The 16496-nt window shown below is 43.7% G+C and carries 12 protein-coding genes, 9 tRNA genes and 2 rRNA genes; 2 read left to right on the top strand and 21 right to left on the bottom strand.

What is annotated here, in order from left to right; genetic code table 11:
- Positions 1–263 precede the first annotated feature (263 nt).
- Together AC503W_RS01005 and AC503W_RS01000 are read right to left on the bottom strand one after the other, a co-directional pair.
- Positions 264–464 carry a cold-shock protein gene (locus AC503W_RS01005; RefSeq protein ID WP_034304915.1) on the bottom strand — a complete coding sequence of 67 codons (201 nt, stop codon included), beginning with the start codon at positions 462–464 and terminating at the stop codon, positions 264–266.
- A gap of 251 nt (positions 465–715) precedes the next feature.
- The gene (locus AC503W_RS01000) at positions 716–1267 is read right to left on the bottom strand and encodes a TetR/AcrR family transcriptional regulator (protein ID WP_427688900.1); all 552 of its coding nucleotides are present in this window, start codon (positions 1265–1267) and stop codon (positions 716–718) included.
- A 98-nt stretch (positions 1268–1365) separates the two neighbouring features.
- On the opposite strand from AC503W_RS01000, the gene AC503W_RS00995 reads away from it, so the two are divergent.
- Complete coding sequence (locus tag AC503W_RS00995) at positions 1366–2184, top strand: SDR family oxidoreductase (RefSeq protein ID WP_427688902.1); 819 nt, start codon at positions 1366–1368, stop codon at positions 2182–2184.
- Positions 2185–2357: 173 nt separating this feature from the next.
- On the opposite strand, the gene AC503W_RS00990 is transcribed toward AC503W_RS00995, so the two are convergent.
- The 7 genes from AC503W_RS00990 to sigW form a co-directional block, all read right to left on the bottom strand.
- Complete coding sequence (locus AC503W_RS00990) at positions 2358–3353, bottom strand: HAAS signaling domain-containing protein (RefSeq protein ID WP_427688910.1); 996 nt, start codon at positions 3351–3353, stop codon at positions 2358–2360.
- Between the two features lie 273 nt (positions 3354–3626).
- Positions 3627–5429, bottom strand: a complete 1803-nt coding sequence (gene glmS, locus AC503W_RS00985) for a glutamine--fructose-6-phosphate transaminase (isomerizing) (RefSeq protein WP_402876101.1) — start codon at positions 5427–5429, stop codon at positions 3627–3629.
- A gap of 457 nt (positions 5430–5886) precedes the next feature.
- On the bottom strand, positions 5887–7236 hold the full coding sequence (gene glmM, locus AC503W_RS00980) for a phosphoglucosamine mutase (RefSeq protein ID WP_402876104.1): 1350 nt from the start codon (positions 7234–7236) through the stop codon (positions 5887–5889).
- Between the two features lie 53 nt (positions 7237–7289).
- Positions 7290–8627 (bottom strand): CdaR family protein, encoded by a 1338-nt coding sequence (locus AC503W_RS00975; protein WP_427592091.1) that lies wholly within the window; start codon positions 8625–8627, stop codon positions 7290–7292.
- Complete coding sequence (gene cdaA, locus AC503W_RS00970; RefSeq protein ID WP_402876108.1) at positions 8620–9444, bottom strand: diadenylate cyclase CdaA; 825 nt, start codon at positions 9442–9444, stop codon at positions 8620–8622. The genes AC503W_RS00975 and cdaA overlap by 8 nt, the downstream gene beginning before the upstream one ends.
- A gap of 212 nt (positions 9445–9656) precedes the next feature.
- A complete protein-coding gene (locus AC503W_RS00965; RefSeq protein ID WP_427688906.1) occupies positions 9657–10286 on the bottom strand; it encodes a zf-HC2 domain-containing protein in 630 nt (209 codons plus the stop codon).
- Positions 10287–10302: 16 nt separating this feature from the next.
- A complete protein-coding gene (gene sigW / locus AC503W_RS00960; protein WP_402876112.1) occupies positions 10303–10866 on the bottom strand; it encodes an RNA polymerase sigma factor SigW in 564 nt (187 codons plus the stop codon).
- Between the two features lie 175 nt (positions 10867–11041).
- Here sigW and AC503W_RS00955 point away from each other — a divergent pair, with 175 nt between their 5' ends.
- Positions 11042–11221 carry an aspartyl-phosphate phosphatase Spo0E family protein gene (locus AC503W_RS00955; protein ID WP_402876114.1) on the top strand — a complete coding sequence of 60 codons (180 nt, stop codon included), beginning with the start codon at positions 11042–11044 and terminating at the stop codon, positions 11219–11221.
- A 139-nt stretch (positions 11222–11360) separates the two neighbouring features.
- Here AC503W_RS00955 and rocF read toward each other — a convergent pair whose 3' ends face one another.
- The 12 genes from rocF to AC503W_RS00895 all read right to left on the bottom strand — a co-directional run bounded on the left by rocF (position 11361) and on the right by AC503W_RS00895 (position 16466).
- Positions 11361–12263: an arginase gene (gene rocF, locus AC503W_RS00950; protein WP_402876116.1), complete on the bottom strand. Its 903-nt coding sequence runs from the start codon at positions 12261–12263 to the stop codon at positions 11361–11363.
- Between the two features lie 156 nt (positions 12264–12419).
- Positions 12420–12495, bottom strand: a tRNA-Ala gene (locus AC503W_RS00945).
- A 25-nt stretch (positions 12496–12520) separates the two neighbouring features.
- Positions 12521–12592: transfer RNA gene (locus tag AC503W_RS00940), tRNA-Gly, on the bottom strand.
- A gap of 3 nt (positions 12593–12595) precedes the next feature.
- Positions 12596–12670 (bottom strand) — tRNA-Gln (locus tag AC503W_RS00935).
- Between the two features lie 98 nt (positions 12671–12768).
- Positions 12769–12852 (bottom strand) — tRNA-Tyr (locus AC503W_RS00930).
- A gap of 16 nt (positions 12853–12868) precedes the next feature.
- A tRNA-Thr gene (locus tag AC503W_RS00925) sits at positions 12869–12944 on the bottom strand.
- Between the two features lie 16 nt (positions 12945–12960).
- Positions 12961–13036, bottom strand: a tRNA-Val gene (locus tag AC503W_RS00920).
- A gap of 17 nt (positions 13037–13053) precedes the next feature.
- Positions 13054–13128, bottom strand: a tRNA-Glu gene (locus AC503W_RS00915).
- Positions 13129–13157: 29 nt separating this feature from the next.
- Positions 13158–13230 (bottom strand) — tRNA-Thr (locus tag AC503W_RS00910).
- 3 nt (positions 13231–13233) lie between these two features.
- A tRNA-Asn gene (locus tag AC503W_RS00905) sits at positions 13234–13308 on the bottom strand.
- 44 nt (positions 13309–13352) lie between these two features.
- Positions 13353–13468, bottom strand: a 5S ribosomal RNA gene (gene rrf, locus AC503W_RS00900).
- A 64-nt stretch (positions 13469–13532) separates the two neighbouring features.
- A 23S ribosomal RNA gene (locus AC503W_RS00895) occupies positions 13533–16466 on the bottom strand.
- Positions 16467–16496 lie beyond the last annotated feature (30 nt).

Raw genomic sequence — 16496 nt, 5'->3', positions numbered from 1 at the left:
CATTTCACATTATACTCAAACCTGTGTTTGAATGTGTATGAATAATGGTCCCTGACTCAAAAAAAGAAGTTCCCGCAGTCCAACCTCTTCATTTACAAATTCTTTTTTCTGAAAAAACTATGTTATACTAGGTAGACCTTTTTAAGCGATTTACTTTACTCATTCCATTTACCCTACTCAACATTGAGCAGGGTTTTTTATTATTGAATAAAACAAAAAAGGCAGACCCTAGTAATAGGGTCTGCCTTTTTTGTTTTTAGAAATTATGCTTTTTGAACGTTAGAAGCTTGAGGTCCGCGTTGACCTTGTTCTACTTCAAAAGTAACTTCTTGACCTTCGTCTAAAGATTTGAATCCTTCGCTTTGGATAGCTGAGAAATGTACGAATACATCGTCTCCGTTTTCGCGTTCGATGAAGCCAAATCCTTTTTCTGCGTTAAACCATTTCACTTTACCTTGTTCCATTGTTGTTGCCTCCTAGTGCCAAAGCACATTGTATTACTATCCTTGCTCTAAGTCATCATCGAAACGAAAAGTAGTACTTTTAGTATCCTTAGTACCGAACATGAATAATTAACCTAAGCATACCATCAAATGGTAGGGATTGCAAATACTTTAAGCAATCTTTTTCAAAACAAAAGTACTTGCACACTTTTAAAACAAGATTCGTCTCTTATCTTTGCTCCTCGGGCGTTTAGTTCCTTCCATCGATTTCATCAGTTCCTACCCTCTTTTTCAGGTCTACAGCTTCCCGCTACCGCTCTATTCCATCTAATTTTGCATCCAATACTTTTGTCCAGTTTGTCAGGCCGATTTTCAATAGTTTTTCCGCTGCCACAGCCGGACTCATGGCGTACCCGTTCCTTACCCAAATAACCGATGGTGCCATAGCTCGCAAATAGGGCATAGTCTGGATCCTGGAACACTTCTTGTAAATGTGCTGCAAGCTTATCTGATAATTTTTGAATAGCGCCCGCCTCTGCAAATTCGAGTTCATAAAATGAGCGATATTTGAAAATATGTTCACATAAATGGAGGGTGATTGGCTTACCCCATTGGTAATCCATCTCATAAAATGACAAGAACCGGTCGTTTAACTTCCGTCTCACCTCATCCATCAGTTCGTATTTGTCTGCAAAATGCAAATAAAATGTGGATCGGGAAATGCCCGCCTTTTGAACAATTTCTTTCACAGCTAACTCTTCAAAGCTTTTCTCAAATAAAAGCTGTAAATAAGCGGCAACTATCGATTCTTTTGCCGTTTCCATTTTTGACACTCCTCTGGACATTTTTAGTGGAAATGTCTTGCTTATTTTATTATAAAACCGTTTACACTAAGTTTATATCAAGTTTAGGGGGAATTGAAATGGATAAGCATGTTTATGTAATTACAGGCGGTTCCGGTGGTATGGGTAAAGCCACTGCAGAACTGGTTGGCAAAAAAGGAACCATATTGTTGGCAGATGTTTCTGAAGAACGTTTAATCCAAACAAAAGAGGAATTAGCGACTAAAGGTATAACTGATGTCCATTATCAAACTGTCGATATTACATCAAAGGAAAATGTTGCTACTTTAGCTAAAAAATCTGCCGAACTTGGGATATTAAAAGGATTGGTTCACACAGCCGGGCTGTCACCGACGATGGCCAATTCGAAACGCATTACAGAAGTGAATTCTGTTGGCACCGGAATTGTCCTAGATGCGTTTCTTCCACTTGCTACAGTAGGTACTGCTGCGGTATGTATCTCTTCGATGAGTGCCTATATGGCGCCCCGTCAAGGTCCTTATACGGAAATTTTAAAACAGCCTTTAGCCGAAAACTATATTGAGACCATGGAGCAATTTACACAAGGCGACTCAGGTGCGGCTTACAGCCTATCTAAATTGGGGGTTGTCTTATATGTGGAAGACCAAGCGTGGGCTTGGGGTGAAAAAGGTGCACGTATCTCATCTATCTCTCCGGGTACCATTAACACGCCGATGGGGCGTCAGGAAGCATCCCAACAAGAGCAAATGAAAACAATGCTCGAACACACGCCACTCCGCCGTGAAGGAAAAGCATCCGAGATCGCAACAGCTGTGGAATTCTTGCTTAGCGATGCAGCTTCCTATATCACTGGCATAGATTTACGTGTGGATGGTGGTACAATCGCGAATATTCATCGCATGAAGACGCAAAAATAAAACTCCAACAATAATCTTACAAGACAAGGGCCATCCAACATTGATACTTTGCTTATGTCGGGTGGCTTTTGTTCTTCCTATTCCATTCTGATTAAAAAGTAGCTATCCGTTTAAACCGTTTGGAGCAACTGGTTGGATAACAGCTGGTAGGAACCATTATCGAATACATGTCATCAATGGATTCTAGACTTGCGGTATCCATCAAATACATTTAATGCTGCGGCAAAAATGAAGATGGTAATTGAGCCTCCTACAATCGCATTTCGAAACTGCATGGCCGTTGTATCGGATAAACTCCCCATATATGTAAGGAATTCAGGGTTCATTACATCCGGATTACTTACAATGACAATGAATCCGATGGTTGTGATCATTTCAAGAACCAAATTGAAATTTGCCAGTTTTTTTGTCCATTGCCTTTTGATACTCTTATAAAAAGCTAACCAGATTTCCATGGCGATCACCAGAAGAATGAACGGCCAATAGTTAAGTAGGATATCCTGTTGGAAGACCGGAATCACGAGTTCGATCCTATCTCCACCTTCATACACCCCGACAAATTGATTTGCATAAAAGTATACCGTCGTCCAAATCGCTGTCCACATCAGTCCACTGAATACATTGAACCTCGTAATCTCTTTCTTCTTGTGAATGTAAGGGATACTTCTCAAATCATTTGGGGTCCATTTCTGTAGGCTTGCCGATAGTGGACTTTGGTCCTTTCCTTTATCCGTTCGCTCCAGAACCGCGAAGACCATCGTCACCCAGAAGAAGACTTGAAAGCCGACTTCAAGGACCCTCAATATGCCTTCGACTATAAGGGTAATCACTTTAGGAATAACCGCTTCATCTTGGCTAAACCCCATAAAAGAATCGATAATCAGCGAAATGAGTGCAATGCCCGCTGCTATGGGAAAAACCACTTTCAATAGTGAAATATATAAATCATAATAACGCGGTCCGATCAGGTGCATCGGCTGAGCCCGATACCCACTAGCCACTGTCGCTGGGTTCCCCAATTCGCCCAGAACCTCCTCCACATCCAGTTCACTATAATCATCAGGAAGCATCTCTTCAATGGTTGACCGCAACTCGAGTGCAATATCCCTGCGTTTTTTTTCAGGCAACCTGCGTGTGACCTCTTGTATATAAACCTCAATCAAACCCAACATCTTCCTCCCCCTTCAATAGGCCAAAAAGTTTTTTATATTGCTTATCTAACGATTGATTTACCATTATATGTTATAGGGTACTTGACATATATTATGTATCACACACTATTGTGGTGGGAAGGAAAATTGATATATGTCCCTGTTTTTATTTTTCCATTTAGATATTCTCTTTCTTTCGGACATAAAAAAAACCCATTTAGATAATGGTATCTAAATGGGTAAATAAATTTTTATAAACATTTATAGATATGACGCACAAATCATTTCTACTTATTCAACCGTTACACTTTTCGCAAGATTACGTGGTTTATCCACGTCACACTCCCGGTGTAGGGCAGCATAGTACGCAATGAGTTGAAGCGGGATGACAGAGATAAGAGGTGTTAATAGTTCGTTCACTTCCGGGATGACAAAACGATCATCTTCTTCTTCCAACCCTTTCATTGAAATGATGCAAGGATTAGCGCCACGGGCGACGACTTCTTTGACATTCCCACGGATGCTTAGATTGACTCCTGCTTGCGTAGCAAGAGCGATAACAGGTGTGCCTTCTTCGATTAGGGCAATCGTTCCATGCTTAAGCTCACCGCCGGCAAACCCTTCTGCCTGGATGTATGAGATTTCTTTCAGCTTAAGCGAACCTTCAAGACCCACGTAATAATCAAGGGAACGACCGATGAAGAAACAATTACGCGTAACAGACAGGTATTCACGAGCAATCTCTTCCATCTCTTCTTTCGAATCGCAAAGAGCTTCCATGCCTGTCGCAGCTATTCCAAGCTCTTTGACAAGATCGAAATCGAATGCAAGGTTACGGAACTGGCCAGTTACGTTCGCTAATATCGCCAATACCGCTACTTGAGCCGTATAGGCCTTCGTAGAAGCCACGGCAATTTCAGGACCTGCATGTAATAAGAGCGTATAATCTGCTTCTCGTGACAGCGTAGAGCCCGGTACATTTGTGATGGTCAATGCTTTATGGCCAAGCTCTTTGATGGCCACTAAAACTGCACGGCTATCTGCCGTTTCCCCACTTTGCGAAATGAAGATGAACAGTGGTTTTTCGGATAATATCGGCATATTGTATGTGAACTCTGATGCTACATGCACTTCAACCGGAATTTTAGCCATTTTTTCAATGAATTGTTTACCGATTAGGCCTGCATGGTAGCTTGTTCCACAAGCCACGATATAAATACGGTCTGCCTCGCTCACTGCTTCTGTAATATTGTAATCAATCGCCAGTTTACCTTCTTCGTTTTGGTAAGATTGAATGATTTTACGGATAACAGTAGGCTGCTCATCAATTTCTTTAAGCATATAATGTGGATACGTACCTTTTTCAATATCACTGGCATCGAGTTCCGCCGTGAATGGAGCACGAAATACTTCTTCGTTGGAAAGGTTTTTAATTGTCACTTTTTCTTTTGTGACAATAACCATTTCTTTATCCATTAATTCAAGGAATTGATCGGTAACTTGCAGCATAGCCATTGCATCAGAAGCGATAACGTTAAAGTCTTTTCCAACACCGATTAGGAGTGGGCTTTTATTTTTAGCAACAAAAATCGTTTCTTCGTTTTCAGCATCCAATAGGGCAAGGGCATACGAACCTTCTAAAAGGGTAAGCGTGTGACGGAATGCCTCTTCCACTTCCATGCCGTCATTCACGAACTTCTCAATAAGCTGAACGATGACTTCCGTATCAGTGTCGCTTTTAAAAGCAACATCCTTCAAATATTCCCGTTTTAAAATCGCATAGTTTTCGATGACCCCATTATGAACTAATGTCAGGCGACCTGAGTTACTTTGGTGAGGATGAGCATTATCACGACTAGGTACACCATGAGTGGCCCAGCGAGTGTGTCCAATCCCTGTATTCGCCGAAGTCCCTTCATCCACAACACCGCGTAAGTCTGCAATCCGTCCCTTTTCCTTGAAGACCTTGATGCCTTCCTTATTTTGCACAGCTATACCAGCAGAATCATACCCACGGTACTCTAACTTTTCAAGACCTTTTAACAGGATTTCTTTCGCGTCATTTAGACCAATATATCCAACAATTCCACACATAATTTCTGTTCCTCCAACTGATTAGAGGGACAGGAATGCACGAGGGCATCCCTGCCCCCTCATCTCTGATATTTTTATAAAGGAAATACCCGAAGGCTTTTTCCCATTGTACATTTCCAACTCTTTGTGCAGTCGGTTGCCCCACTGTTTTAAAATTGGAATTATTACGGCTGTGTACTTCAGCCGGGAGGTATCCGCCGAACATTCGATACTCCTCCTCCTCGTCAACTAAACCCGTCTCGACCCAGTTTAGTTCAGGCGCTTTAGTTTTCCTATTATCTTGCCTGGCCTCCTTTTCCCTTATAACCATTTTATGGTAAAAGTAGTTGTAAATCAGGATAATCATACCCTATACATGGGACCTAGGTCAATTCTTTACTACCATTAAAACAAAATATGATTCTTAATAAAAATATGCATAAAAGGAAATTTTCGTTCCCCTTTATGCATAGGTTGTTTATTCGTTTAGTCCCATTTCTGCTCTTACCGTTGCTACGATGCGGTCTACATAACGCGTACATTCTTCAATAGTAGGCGCTTCAGCCATAACACGGACAAGCGGTTCAGTTCCAGATGGCCGTACCAGAATCCGGCCGTTACCACCCATCTCCGCTTCCACTTCTTTTATGACTTCCTGTACTTTTTCATTCCCCGTTACCCCATGCTTGTCAGTTACTTTAACATTAATGAGTGTCTGCGGATATTTTTGCATCTCACTCGCAAGCTCAGATAGAGGTTTTTGCGTCTCACTCATGATGTTCACAAGCTGTAAACCCGTTAATAAGCCGTCCCCAGTTGTATTGTAATCCAAGAAGATGATATGCCCGGATTGCTCTCCACCAAGATTATAGCCACCTTTACGCATTTCTTCCACTACATAGCGATCGCCAACTGCTGTTTGAGCACTATGTATACCATGTTCCTCAAGCCCTTTGTAAAAGCCAAGGTTACTCATGATCGTAGAAACCACGGTTCCTTTTTTCAATCGATTATTCTCTTTTAAGTATTTCGCACAGATATACATGATTTGATCGCCATCTACGATATTTCCTTTTTCATCAATAGCTATTATGCGGTCGCCGTCGCCATCGAAAGCAAGTCCAACATCTGCCCCTTTTTCCTTCAAGAATTCAGCCAGAGCCTCAGGGTGGGTAGAACCGACCCCATCATTGATGTTCAAGCCATTCGGTGATGCCCCCATTGTCGAAATATCTGCATCTAAATCAGCAAATAGATGCATAGCCAAGGAAGATGTCGCACCGTGAGCACAATCAAGAGCAACATGTATGCCCGTAAAGTCTTCGTCAACCGACTGTTTTAAGTATTGCAGATATTTTTGGCCGCCTTCGAAGTAGTCATTTAAATGGCCTAAGTCTCCGCCCGTAGGACGCGGTAACTCATCATTCTCCAGATCAAGCAATGCTTCCACTTCCGCTTCCTGTTCATCTGAGAGCTTGAAGCCATCCGGTCCAAAGAATTTAATTCCATTGTCCGCTACAGGATTATGAGAAGCTGAAATCATAACACCCGCTTCAGCACTTAAGGCTTTTGTCAGATAGGCCACTCCCGGTGTCGAAATGATGCCCAGTCGCATGACTTCAGCGCCGATGGATAATAATCCGGCAACAAGAGCACCTTCTAACATTTCCCCTGAAATACGAGTATCGCGCCCTATTAATACCTTTGGTTTTTCTGAATTCTTAGTAAGGACATAGCCGCCAAAACGGCCTAGTTTAAATGCCAACTCCGGCGTTAACTCCGTATTTGCTATTCCCCTAACTCCATCTGTTCCAAAATATTTACCCATCTGTATCGCTCCTTCTTCAAATCATTACTAAATTAAATGATGTTAAGGCCAGGTTACGTTTCTTCCTCTTCTTGGGCCATGGAAACTGACACTGCAACTCTTTTAGAATCTAATTCCCAAGATACTCCCGCGGGGACTTTAACTGCCAGTTCAACATCATGCTTACCTTCATCTAAATTACTTACATCGACCGTGAGCGAAATGTCGTCTTTAGATATTTTTTTTAGATCTTCCGCTTTCCCATTCAATGTAATGCTCATCACATCCGTATCCAATTCCACTTCTTGATCATCCTGTTTACCTACCGGGATTATTTTCAAGTTGGTGAAAGTTTTGGATTCCGTGGTTTCCGGTTCAACCTTATCTACCGTTTTTTCTTCTTCGACAACTACTTCTTCTGCCTCTTCTTCAGTATCCTTATCTTCCACATCCACTTTTTCGGTACGAATCTTCACCGTAGCTTTACTTAAGGACATTTTCTGCACACTTTCAGGTTTTGAAAGATTAAGTTCCAATTCGGTATCTCCATCTACTTTCGAGATATTGACTGGAAGATTTAATGCATTTATTTTATCCAATGATGCTTCTTGTCCATATAGAGTTACCTCTGTAGGGTCGACACTAATACTCTTGATACGAACTCCGGCCTTGGCCTTCCCAGTTTGCTCTGGCACGATTGATACCTTTTTGGAAGGAATACTGACCTTTAACGAAACTGCCACGGAAGCTGGCTCAATCGCGACATCTAATTTATTCAAATCCCGGTCTAGCGCTTTTACCGTTGCCTGCCCGTTCACCGATTCGTTTAGCCCTTTCCTTATTTCAAGGTTGGCCTTTACATAGGATATTTTTTCAATTACATCTTTGGCACCCGTAATTTTTACGGTTTCAGGATTTACTGTTGGCTGCCCAGCGGTATACCCTTCCTCCAGTAATGAACTGTTATATTCTGCATCGACCTTAAACTCTTTCGTCATCCGTTCCTGAACATTTACTTCCGCATATTCCGGATCTATCGTTGCCACGAGCTTTTCATTTAAATCGCTTATTTTAAATGTGACAGTTCGGTCCCCCATCGAGATTTCGGGATCGGAAAGATCTACATATACTTTAAAATCCCGTTGGCTTTTTGCGTTGATCAGAAGGCTTTTTGCCCCCTTCAATGTGACATCCACCGTTTCAGGTACGCCGCTGACCACTAAATTTTCACGATCATAGTACACTTCAACCGGAACATTTTCAATGGTTTCCGTACCATTCTCAGGCGCAGTGGACAATCCAAGGGACTTTTTATCGGACTCCATCTCGAAATTAACGGATATAAATAATAGAGCAGCCAAGGCGAAAGCGACAATTCTCATAAACCAAGCGCTATTCGTGAATTTATCCATTTTTCTTCCCCCTCCAATTCCAGATACCCGAGGAAGTTGTTTTGACATTCTGCAATACCAGTTCACTTGTTAGCATGGCTCTAAATGATTCCTGATTTAAATCGCGGTATAGCTCCCCATTTTTGGTGACAGAGATACCTCCCGTTTCTTCAGAAACAACAATTGTTACACTATCTGTTACTTCACTCATTCCAATGGCAGCCCTATGCCTTGTGCCCAGCTCTTTTGAAATGAACGGACTTTCCGATAAGGGCAGATAGCAAGCTGCTGCTGCGACTTGATTATCCTGTAAAATAACAGCCCCATCATGGAGGGGTGTATTCGGAATGAAAATATTAATGAGCAGTTCAGAAGAAATATAGGACCTTAAAGGAATTCCCGTTTCAACGTAATCACCCAGTGCCGTTCCTTTTTCAATGGTAATCAAGGCTCCAATACGCCTTTTTGCCATATACGTAGAGGCCTTTAGAATTTCTTCTACTAAACGCTCTTGTTGATTCTCTTCCGGAGCACTGCCCCTTGAAAAGATCTTTCCTCGTCCTAATTGTTCAAGTGCTCTTCTCAATTCAGGCTGGAAAATGACGAGAATTGCCAGAACACCCCAGTTCATGACTTGTTCCATTAACCATCCGAGTGTATTGAAACCAAACAGATTGCTCAAGCTTTTCACAATGACAATTACAAAAATTCCCTTTAGCAGTTGTATGGCTTTCGTGCCTCGAATTATAGTTAACAATTTATATATCACAAACCAAACAAGGAAAATATCAATGAAATTTACTACATAGTCCCAAACATTCAAATTGGATATAGACATGTTGTTTCCTCCAGTCCGTAATACTCCAAAAACACAATAACCATCGTTATGTAATAACCTTAATAGTATACCATTTTTTAAATCATACTTCTAAAACTAGTACAGAAATTTATATGGGAAGTAGTGCTAGTAACCACTATTTTTGTCTGGATACAATATAAAGCTGAACAAAAGCACCGTTCTGATTAGAACCATGCTTATGCTCAGCTTCATTATTCCCCACCTCTTTCCTCTTTTGTAGAAGGAAGTAGAGATGTTCCAATATCCTTTATTTTGTACCACATCCACTCAAAGGCTTGGTCAATGACTTCTATATCACCGGTTACATTTCCTGCCTTGGCCATATACTCCTGACCATTAATGACTGTTACATTCCCCTTTACTTCGCCCTCTATGCGTATGTCCCCATTTTGAACCACAACGTTCCCTTCAATGGTTTCCCCACTAGGGACAATGACCGTTTCCCCTTCTACCAATAAGTTAGGTTGCTTGGAGACGGAAAAATGTTCCTCCTGATTATAAGTGGAAAAGATCGATCCTGTCATTAATACAACGAACATCGCCGCGGCTGTCATAAACGGATGAGCCTTAAACCATCTCTTTGCCCCCGTAGCCTTCTTTTCCTTAGGCAATTGGGCCATTACCCTTGCCGTAAAATCATCCGGGGCCTTGATATGGGAAGTGCTTTGTACAAGGGCAACTGCTTTTTTCATTTCATTGAAAAAATCTCGGCATGCAGGACATGTAAGCAGATGGTCCCTTAAAATTTCTTTATGCTCGGGTTTAATGTCCTCATCTAAATAATCATGCATATAATTAATGATTTCCTCGTGGCAGTTCATTTTTCTCACCTTCTTTTTATAAATGGCGCAGTTGTTTACGCAAAGCTTCTCGCCCACGATGTATTCTCGTTTTGACAGTGCCTACCGGCAAATCAAGAATCTCACTGATTTCCTTTAACGATAATTCCTCAATGTATTTTAATACGATGACCGAACGATACTTTTCCGGCAACTTCATAATTTCGACCTGGATGGTTTCCTGAAGCTCTAACGACTCTACTTCTTCCTCTGGCATCGCCATGTCCGATGCAATTTGAGAATACATATTCAATCCCTCTGTACCAGTGACTTCCGCATCTAAATAGTAATCCGGCTTTTTCTTACGAAGTCGGTCGATACAGAGGTTCGTCGCTATGCGATATAACCATGTTGAAAACTTCATATTGATATTGAAACTGCGAATGTTCACAAAGGCCCTTACAAAAGCTTCTTGGGACAGGTCTTCAGCCTCCTGCCGGTTTCCAAGCATTCTAAAACAGATTTGAAAAACTTTATCCTTATAAATTTCGACTATTTCCCCAAATGCATTGTGGTCTCCCTTTAACACTTGGTTTATTCTCTCTTTAACAAGTCCATCCATTTTTGTTTTTTACCCCCGCTTCATGCGGCTATACGATTATTACGAATCGCAAGCTAAAAGGTTTCATAATTTATTACTTTTATTTTAGCAAACTTTTACATTTTATGTTTAAAACGAAAAAAACAAGGATATATATAGTAAGAAATTGTAAAAATAAAGGAAGTGAACCTTGATAATGACTGCAGAACAAATACTAGATAACATTGAGCGATATAGACAGAAAATGATTATCTTAGCTTCCCGTTCCTCTATGATAGATAACGAAGTGGTCGAAGTGAGTAGCAAACTTGATACCCTGATGAATCAATATTTTCAATTGACCCAAAGCGGAACGAAAAAGCAAACAGTAAAGTGAAGAGGGAGATTGCCTTGGAATCATATAACGTTACCTTCGTTCAACATTATCTAAATCATATACTTTTGTATTCTAGCATATAGAAAAACAGTAACCCATAAAAAAACCGGTTACTGTTTCTTTTATATATTGCGTTAAGTTATAATAGCTTTTCTCCAAATAGAGAACCCATCAGGGCTACCGCCACGATCGCCGTTTTATTACGCTCGTCTAGTACTGGGTTTACTTCTACAAACTCAGCTGAAGTAATCAACTCTGACTCCGCAAGCATTTCCATGGCCAAATGACTTTCCCGATAGCTTATCCCCCCAAGCACTGGTGTTCCTACTCCAGGTGCCTCTGCAGGGTCTACCCCATCAAGATCTAGGGATAGATGAACCCCATCCGTTTTATCACGTAAGTATTCAATGCATTCTTCCATCACTTTCGTCATACCAAGCCTATCAATTTCATGCATCGTATAGACCTTGATGCCTTTATCACGTATTAGTACCTTTTCTCCTTCGTCCAAGGAACGGGCTCCAATAATGACGATATTCTCTGGTTTCACCTTTTGTGCATACCCATGCAGATTAACTAAATCAGGGTGACCGAGTCCAATGCTGACAGCGAGTGGCATGCCATGTATGTTTCCTGACGGAGAAGTCTCCTCCGTGTTCAAATCTCCATGGGCATCATACCAAATTACCCCTAAACTCTCATAATGCTTCGAAATCCCAGCAAGTGTTCCTATTGCTATCGAATGATCTCCCCCAAGAACTAGAGGGAATGATCCACTACAAATAATTTCATCTACCCTTGCTGCTAATTGTGCATTCCCCTTAGAAACAAGTGATAGATTCTTCAAGTTTGAGCCAGCCTCTTCAGACGTCCCGGGCCTCCCCACTATGATGTCTCCTAAATCTTCCACTTCTAACTGCAATTGTTGGATTCGTTCGACAACACCTGCACAACGGAGTGCACTTGGCCCCATATCAACCCCACGTCTTGTTTGACCAAGATCCATGGGAAGACCGATAACTGAAATTTTTTGAATAGACATACTATTCCCCCTTTCTGTTATTTTATAACTGTTAAGGAGAATGGTTCAACCGGACATTTTTATGTATAAAGATACAGCCATAGAAAGTTGTTTTTCAAAAAAAAAAGCCTTAAACCGAAGAGGTTTAAGGCGTAAGTGTTGGTGTATGTAGTTAGATGGTGGAGCCTAGCGGGATCGAACCGCTGACCTCCTGCGTGCAAGGCAGGCGCTCTCCCAGCTGAGCTAAGGCCCCTAAGTATAAAATCTAATTAAAATAAAGCGAAAGACGGGATTCGAACCCGCGACCCCAACCTTGGCAAGGTTGTATTCTACCACTGAACTACTTTCGCATATGGCTGGGCTAGAAGGGATCGAACCTTCGCATGACGGAATCAAAATCCGTTGCCTTACCGCTTGGCTATAGCCCAATATATGTAAATTAATAGTTAACAAAATAAAAAGCGGTAATTATATATTCCCCTAAAGAAGAAAGTATATAACTGAACCACATTTTTTTGAAAAAAGATGGTGGAGGGGGGCAGATTCGAACTGCCGAACCCGAAGGAGCGGATTTACAGTCCGCCGCGTTTAGCCACTTCGCTACCCCTCCACATATAAGTGAAACATGGTGCCGGCAAGAGGACTTGAACCCCCAACCTACTGATTACAAGTCAGTTGCTCTACCAGTTGAGCTACACCGGCAAATCAATATTAAAAATGGTGGAGGATGACGGGATCGAACCGCCGACCCTCTGCTTGTAAGGCAGATGCTCTCCCAGCTGAGCTAATCCTCCAAAAAGTGAATTAAAAATGGTGACCCGTACGGGAATCGAACCCGTGTTACCGCCGTGAAAGGGCGGTGTCTTAACCGCTTGACCAACGGGCCGTAAAAAAATTTTAAAAGGTAGTTTGGGAAGCTCCCAAGCGGATTCGAACCGCTGACCTCTTCCTTACCATGGAAGTGCTCTACCTACTGAGCTATGGAAGCATATGGCTCCGCAGGTAGGACTCGAACCTACGACCGTTCGGTTAACAGCCGAATGCTCTACCACTGAGCTACTGCGGAATAATATAATGTTTCCTAAAACTCTTAGAAGATATAAATCATCTGCTTGGCGGCGTCCTACTCTCACAGGGGGAAACCCCCAACTACCATCGGCGCTGAAGAGCTTAACTGCCGTGTTCGGAATGGGAACGGGTGTGACCTCTTCGCTATCGCCACCAAACATATCAGGAACGTTGTTCCTTCAAAACTAGATAATATCAGAAGGTGTTCATCTTTTTAAAGCGTTGGTTAAGTCCTCGATCTATTAGTATCAGTCAGCTCCACATGTCGCCACGCTTCCACCTCTGACCTATCAACCTGATCATCTTTCAGGGATCTTACTAGCTTGCGCCATGGGAAATCTCATCTTGAGGGGGGCTTCATGCTTAGATGCTTTCAGCACTTATCCCTTCCGCACGTAGCTACCCAGCTATGCCTTTGGCAAGACAACTGGTACACCAGCGGTGCGTCCATCCCGGTCCTCTCGTACTAAGGACAGCTCCTCTCAAATTTCCTGCGCCCGCGACGGATAGGGACCGAACTGTCTCACGACGTTCTGAACCCAGCTCGCGTACCGCTTTAATGGGCGAACAGCCCAACCCTTGGGACCGACTACAGCCCCAGGATGCGATGAGCCGACATCGAGGTGCCAAACCTCCCCGTCGATGTGGACTCTTGGGGGAGATAAGCCTGTTATCCCCGGGGTAGCTTTTATCCGTTGAGCGATGGCCCTTCCATGCGGAACCACCGGATCACTAAGCCCGACTTTCGTCCCTGCTCGACTTGTAGGTCTCGCAGTCAAGCTCCCTTGTGCCTTTACACTCTGCGAATGATTTCCAACCATTCTGAGGGAACCTTTGGGCGCCTCCGTTACTCTTTAGGAGGCGACCGCCCCAGTCAAACTGCCCACCTGACACTGTCTCCCACCCCGATAAGGGGCGCGGGTTAGAATTTCAATACAGCCAGGGTAGTATCCCACCAACGCCTCCACCGAAGCTAGCGCTCCGGCTTCTCAGGCTCCTACCTATCCTGTACAAGCTGTAACAAAATTCAATATCAGGCTGCAGTAAAGCTCCACGGGGTCTTTCCGTCCTGTCGCGGGTAACCTGCATCTTCACAGGTACTATAATTTCACCGAGTCTCTCGTTGAGACAGTGCCCAGATCGTTACACCTTTCGTGCGGGTCGGAACTTACCCGACAAGGAATTTCGCTACCTTAGGACCGTTATAGTTACGGCCGCCGTTTACTGGGGCTTCGGTTCAAAGCTTCGCTTGCGCTAACCTCTCCCCTTAACCTTCCAGCACCGGGCAGGTGTCAGCCCCTATACTTCGCCTTGCGGCTTCGCAGAGACCTGTGTTTTTGCTAAACAGTCGCCTGGGCCTATTCACTGCGGCTTTTCTGGGCTATTCACCCTAAAAAGCACCCCTTCTCCCGAAGTTACGGGGTCATTTTGCCGAGTTCCTTAACGAGAGTTCTCTCGCACACCTTAGGATTCTCTCCTCGCCTACCTGTGTCGGTTTGCGGTACGGGCACCTTACATCTCACTAGAGGCTTTTCTTGGCAGTGTGGAATCAGGAACTTCGGTACTATATTTCCCTCGCCATCACAGCTCCGCCTTAATGGAAACGGGATTTGCCTCGTTTCCGGCCTAACTGCTTGGACGCGCATATCCAACAGCGCGCTTACCCTATCCTTCTGCGTCCCCCCATCGTTCAAACGATGTATAGGTGGTACAGGAATATCAACCTGTTGTCCATCGCCTACGCCTTTCGGCCTCGGCTTAGGTCCCGACTAACCCTGAGCGGACGAGCCTTCCTCAGGAAACCTTAGGCATTCGGTGGAAGGGATTCTCACCCTTCTTTCGCTACTCATACCGGCATTCTCACTTCTAAGCGCTCCACCAGTCCTTACGGTCTGACTTCAACGCCCTTAGAACGCTCTCCTACCATCGACACCATACGGTGTCAATCCACAGCTTCGGTGATACGTTTAGCCCCGGTACATTTTCGGCGCGGAGTCACTCGACCAGTGAGCTATTACGCACTCTTTAAATGGTGGCTGCTTCTGAGCCAACATCCTGGTTGTCTAAGCAACTCCACATCCTTTTCCACTTAACGTATACTTTGGGACCTTAGCTGGTGGTCTGGGCTGTTTCCCTTTCGACTACGGATCTTATCACTCGCAGTCTGACTCCCAAGAATAAGTATTTGGCATTCGGAGTTTGACTGAATTCGGTAACCCGTTGGGGGCCCCTAGTCCAATCAGTGCTCTACCTCCAATACTCTCATCTTGAGGCTAGCCCTAAAGCTATTTCGGAGAGAACCAGCTATCTCCAGGTTCGATTGGAATTTCTCCGCTACCCACACCTCATCCCCGCACTTTTCAACGTGCGTGGGTTCGGGCCTCCATTCAGTGTTACCTGAACTTCACCCTGGACATGGGTAGATCACCTGGTTTCGGGTCTACGACCTCATACTCATTCGCCCTATTCAGACTCGCTTTCGCTGCGGCTCCGTCTTATCAACTTAACCTCGCATGAAATCGTAACTCGCCGGTTCATTCTACAAAAGGCACGCCATTACCCATTAACGGGCTTTGACTACTTGTAGGCACACGGTTTCAGGATCTATTTCACTCCCCTTCCGGGGTGCTTTTCACCTTTCCCTCACGGTACTGGTTCACTATCGGTCACTAGGTAGTATTTAGCCTTGGGAGATGGTCCTCCCTGCTTCCGACGGGATTTCTCGTGTCCCGCCGTACTCAGGATCCACTCAGGAGGGAACGAAGTTTCAACTACAGGGTTTTTACCTTCTTTGACGGACCTTTCCAGGTCACTTCATTTACCCCGTTCCTTTGTAACTCCATATTGAGTGTCCTACAACCCCAAGAGGCAAGCCTCTTGGTTTGGGCTACATTCCGTTTCGCTCGCCGCTACTCAGGAAATCGCTATTGCTTTCTCTTCCTCCGGGTACTTAGATGTTTCAGTTCCCCGGGTCTGCCTTCAATACCCTATGTATTCAGGTAGAGATACTGTTCCATTACGAACAGTGGGTTTCCCCATTCGGAAATCTCCGGATCAAAGCTTACTTACAGCTCCCCGAAGCATATCGGTGTTAGTCCCGTCCTTCATCGGCTCCTAGTGCCAAGGCATCCACCGTGCGCCCTTTCTAACTTAACCGTTAAAAAGATCTTACTGATGCTTTGAAAA

The sequence above is a fragment of the Peribacillus suis genome, from assembly GCF_059384845.1.
This window is presented reverse-complemented; position numbering and strand designations above follow the sequence as displayed.

Coding starts and splice junctions, on each gene's coding strand:
- AC503W_RS01005 (WP_034304915.1), bottom strand. CDS start 464: ATGGAACAAGGTAAAGTGAAATGGTTTAACGCAGAAAAAGGATTTGGC.
- AC503W_RS01000 (WP_427688900.1), bottom strand. CDS start 1,267: ATGGAAACGGCAAAAGAATCGATAGTTGCCGCTTATTTACAGCTTTTA.
- AC503W_RS00995 (WP_427688902.1), top strand. CDS start 1,366: ATGGATAAGCATGTTTATGTAATTACAGGCGGTTCCGGTGGTATGGGT.
- glmS (WP_402876101.1), bottom strand. CDS start 5,429: ATGTGTGGAATTGTTGGATATATTGGTCTAAATGACGCGAAAGAAATC.
- glmM (WP_402876104.1), bottom strand. CDS start 7,236: ATGGGTAAATATTTTGGAACAGATGGAGTTAGGGGAATAGCAAATACG.
- AC503W_RS00975 (WP_427592091.1), bottom strand. CDS start 8,627: ATGGATAAATTCACGAATAGCGCTTGGTTTATGAGAATTGTCGCTTTC.
- cdaA (WP_402876108.1), bottom strand. CDS start 9,444: ATGTCTATATCCAATTTGAATGTTTGGGACTATGTAGTAAATTTCATT.
- AC503W_RS00965 (WP_427688906.1), bottom strand. CDS start 10,286: ATGAACTGCCACGAGGAAATCATTAATTATATGCATGATTATTTAGAT.
- sigW (WP_402876112.1), bottom strand. CDS start 10,866: ATGGATGGACTTGTTAAAGAGAGAATAAACCAAGTGTTAAAGGGAGAC.
- AC503W_RS00955 (WP_402876114.1), top strand. CDS start 11,042: ATGACTGCAGAACAAATACTAGATAACATTGAGCGATATAGACAGAAA.
- rocF (WP_402876116.1), bottom strand. CDS start 12,263: ATGTCTATTCAAAAAATTTCAGTTATCGGTCTTCCCATGGATCTTGGT.